Here is a 3,437-nt window from a genome sequence, read left to right as displayed (position 1 = left end):
GCCCCCGGTTTGGCGGCTTTGCCGGCGGTGCGCCCGCCGCGCAGGAGCCCGATCGCGGGCATCAGCAGGCCGGTCGCCACGACCCACCAGGCCGGCCGGAGCGGGCCGGAGAAGTCCAGGTTGGCCGCCAGCACGAGGCTGGCCGGGACGCCGCTGGCCAGCCCGTACCAGGCGGCCTCGAGCCCCGCGGTGGCGAGGCCGCCGAGGATCGCCAGCAGCAGCAGCGACCACGGCCGCTCCGGCAGCTTGAACCGCCGCATCGCCCGCCAGCCCATGAGCAGCAGGAACAGCCCGGCGGAGAAGACCGGGTCGCTGACGTCGATCTTCGACTGCAGGAAATAGTGGACGAGCGCCAGAACCGCGATCGTGTAGACGAGCCGGTGCAGCCGGTGCCAGTTCGGCCCGAGGGTGCGGATCGCCGCGTCCGTGGAGGTCAGCCCCAGGGCGATCAGGCCGATCAGCGCCACGAAGCCGATCGTCAGGTAGAGCCGCAGGGCGATCTCGGTGACGACCTTGGTCAGGATCAGGTTCTGGTCGACCGCATAGAGGGTGAGGTGCGCCACCGCGTAGGCCATCACGGTGACGCCGAGCATGCGCCGGACCACCAGCACCTTCGCCCAGTCGGCGATCCGGCGCAGCGGCGAGATCGCCAGCGAGAACAGCAGGAAGCGCACCGCCCACTCGCCGGTGGCGTGGATCAGCGCGGTGATCGGCTTGGCGCCCAGCGCGTCGAGCCGGTAGGCCCCCGCCAGGTACAGGGCCGGCGCGATGCAGGCCAGGAACACCGCGAGCTTCAGCCACGAGAGGCGTCCGGCCCGGTCGAGCCAGGGGAGGGGGATGCCGAGGGGAACAGCCAGGCGGTCGATCATTGCTTTCGGACTTGGCCTTCTGACATCGGAAACGACGGGGCGCTCGGGCCAGGCTCTCGGAGAGCGAAACCGGTGCCCGTGGGGATCGCTCCCCGCGCGGGTCGGTTCGCCGCGGATGTTCCCGGTGTTACGCCGGCACGGTTGACCTCGCCGCCCAGGCGCCGAGATTGCTGGCGGACGGACACCGGATGGATCCCATGCAGCACCGCAATCTCGGCCGCTCCGGCCTCAAGGTCTCGCCGATCTGCCTCGGCACGATGATGTTCGGCGGGCCCACCGACGAGGCCACCGCGGGCCGCATCGTGGGCAGCGCCCGTGAGGCGGGCGTCAACTTCATCGACACGGCCGACGTCTACACCGACGGCCGCTCGGAGGAGATCACCGGGCGGGCGATCAAGGGCGACCGCGACGCCTGGATCCTAGCCACCAAGGTCGCCAACCCGACCGGCCCCGGCGTCAACGACCGCGGCCTGTCGCGGGTCCACGTGATGAAGGCGGCCGAGGACAGCCTGCGCCGGCTCGGCACGGAATTCATCGACATCTACTACCTCCACAAGGAGGACCACGACACGCCGCTCGCCGAGACCGTGCGGGCGATGGCCGACCTGGTGCGGGCGGGCAAGATCCGCCATTTCGGCGTCTCGAACCATCGCTCTTGGCGGGTCGCCGAGATCTGCCGGCTCTGCGACGAGGCCGGCATCGACCGGCCGGTGGTGAGCCAGCCCTATTACAACGCCTTCAACCGCATGCCCGAGACCGAGCACCTGCCGGCCTGCGCCCATTACGGGCTCGGCGTCGTCCCGTACTCGCCCCTCGCCCGGGGCGTGCTGACCGGCAAGTACGATCCGGACGCCCCGCCGCCGGCCGAATCCCGCGCCGGCCGCCAGGACACCCGGATGATGCAGACCGAGTGGCGCCCGGAATCCCTGCGCATCGCCCGCACCCTGAAGGAGCACGCCGAGGCCCGCGGCATCACGGCCGGGCAGTTCGCCACCGCCTGGGTGCTGAACAACCGCCTGATCACCGGCGTCATCGCCGGGCCGCGCACCGAGGCGCAGTGGCAGGAATATCTCGGCGCCCTCGACTACGCCTTCACCCCGGAGGACGAGGCGCTGGTGGACGGCTTCGTGGCCGCCGGGCACCCGACCACCCCGGGCTACAACGATCCGGCCTATCCGCTTGAGGGGCGGGTGCCGCGGGGCGTTTGAGTAGCCAAATTCTGCGCCGGCCTATGCATTGTGAGCCGTCCGCACCGTGTTGAAGTCCGGGTTGGCAAGAGGATCGGCGACGATGGCCGCTCACGCGAAAGAAAAGGTCAAATCTGTGCCGAGGGCCAAGTCGGTCCGGGCGCAGGTTGATCCGGGCGTCAAGCTAGAGGCCGAAGCTGTTCTCGGCGCGGTCGGACTCTCGTTGTCCGACGCGTTCCGCCTGATGCTTGAACGGGTCGTCGCCGAAGGGCGGCTGCCCTTCGATCCGCTCGTCCCGAACGACGAGACCATCGCGGCTTTGCGCGCGAACCTCGCCGGCGATGTGATCCATGTCGGCGATCCGTCGAACCTCCTCGCCGTCCTTGACGCCGACTGACGATAGGCCGTCGGCAACGACCCCGTCCGCGCTGGCAGCTGCGAAAACAATCAAATCCAGTTATGGAACATTGTTAAATCGCTGCGCTCGCGAAACCTGTTACGCCCCCGCCGGGTGGATGTGGGCCACATAGGAAAGTGGATTTCGGCGATGAGCGCCTATGACGTGGTAAAAGATTTTGCTGGGCCCGTCGCAACCATTTGCGCTGCTGTGGCGGCTACAAGCATAACAGGTTTATTCGCGGCGAAACAGTGGCAAACTGCTTATATGCAGGCTCAAATAACGCTTGATAAACTTAAAATTGATACATTTGGTGATCGGATGGCTGTGCTAGAAGCAACTCGATCTTTGATGAGGCTCGTTGTAAGTACGCGATCTGGCGAGGTTCCAGATCTGCATAAAATGCAGGAACTCCGACGAACAATCGATGACGGGCGTTTCCTATTCAATTCAGAAATCCGATTGTATTTAAATAATATTGTAAATACTTGTTATGATGTAATCAATTTCACTCCTAATTTGACCGGTCAGGCGTTGACGGAAGACCAGCACAAAGAATTAATCAAACGTACTGAAGCTACTAAAAATATTATACAAGAAATGAGACGGCTGCCGGAGATACTTGAAAAATAAATTGCGCCAAATTTCCTACGTAATACGGCCGTAATCGATTATATGTCTGGTGGAATTTTAGGTTTCATTGGCGTTGGCCCGATGGCTGCGCGATACGCAATCGCATGCGCTCTTTTGATATTTATATTTATTGCTTTGCTTGCGGCGGGGGTGACAATGGCGAGGCCGTGAGATGTCACGCCAACTCAGGCGAGAAATTTCAAATGTGAGACGCGACCGATCATCAGGGCGATCGCTTGAAGGGGATCAGGCGGTCTGAGTGACGATGGCTCTGAGGTAGTCGTGGTTCCAAGCGGCGGCTTTTCTGCGGGTCTTGAGGCTGTCCGTGTCGGATGCGGTGCGGATGAGGTT

The 3,437-nt window shown here is 63.9% G+C and carries 4 protein-coding genes; 3 read left to right on the top strand and 1 reads right to left on the bottom strand.

Annotated features, from left to right (window positions below):
* On the bottom strand, nt 1-869 hold an 869-nt coding region (locus FV228_RS23935), incomplete at its 3' end, for a protein-methionine-sulfoxide reductase heme-binding subunit MsrQ (RefSeq protein WP_147856850.1).
* A 197-nt stretch (nt 870-1,066) separates the two neighbouring features.
* Between FV228_RS23935 and FV228_RS23930 the strand changes: the two genes are divergently transcribed.
* The 3 genes from FV228_RS23930 to FV228_RS23920 all read left to right on the top strand — a co-directional run bounded on the left by FV228_RS23930 (nt 1,067) and on the right by FV228_RS23920 (nt 3,086).
* Complete coding sequence (locus tag FV228_RS23930; RefSeq protein ID WP_147856849.1) at nt 1,067-2,077, top strand: aldo/keto reductase; 1,011 nt, start codon at nt 1,067-1,069, stop codon at nt 2,075-2,077.
* 82 nt (nt 2,078-2,159) lie between these two features.
* Nucleotides 2,160-2,453, top strand: coding sequence for a type II toxin-antitoxin system RelB/DinJ family antitoxin (locus tag FV228_RS23925; RefSeq protein WP_147856848.1), 294 nt, complete (start codon nt 2,160-2,162; stop codon nt 2,451-2,453).
* A gap of 150 nt (nt 2,454-2,603) precedes the next feature.
* Nucleotides 2,604-3,086 carry a hypothetical protein gene (locus FV228_RS23920; protein WP_147856847.1) on the top strand — a complete coding sequence of 161 codons (483 nt, stop codon included), beginning with the start codon at nt 2,604-2,606 and terminating at the stop codon, nt 3,084-3,086.
* The last annotated feature ends 351 nt before the right edge of the window (nt 3,087-3,437 follow it).

This window comes from Methylobacterium sp. WL18 (assembly GCF_008040015.1).
Taxonomy (GTDB): Bacteria; Pseudomonadota; Alphaproteobacteria; order Rhizobiales; family Beijerinckiaceae; genus Methylobacterium; species Methylobacterium mesophilicum.
Note: the sequence above shows the minus strand (reverse complement) of the source record. Positions and strands in the feature narration are given on the sequence as shown.

Bases quoted from the DNA above. Each gene is read 5' to 3' on its own strand.
- FV228_RS23925 (WP_147856848.1), top strand. From the start codon at position 2,160: ATGGCCGCTCACGCGAAAGAAAAGGTCAAATCTGTGCCGAGGGCCAAG.
- FV228_RS23930 (WP_147856849.1), top strand. From the start codon at position 1,067: ATGCAGCACCGCAATCTCGGCCGCTCCGGCCTCAAGGTCTCGCCGATC.
- FV228_RS23920 (WP_147856847.1), top strand. From the start codon at position 2,604: ATGAGCGCCTATGACGTGGTAAAAGATTTTGCTGGGCCCGTCGCAACC.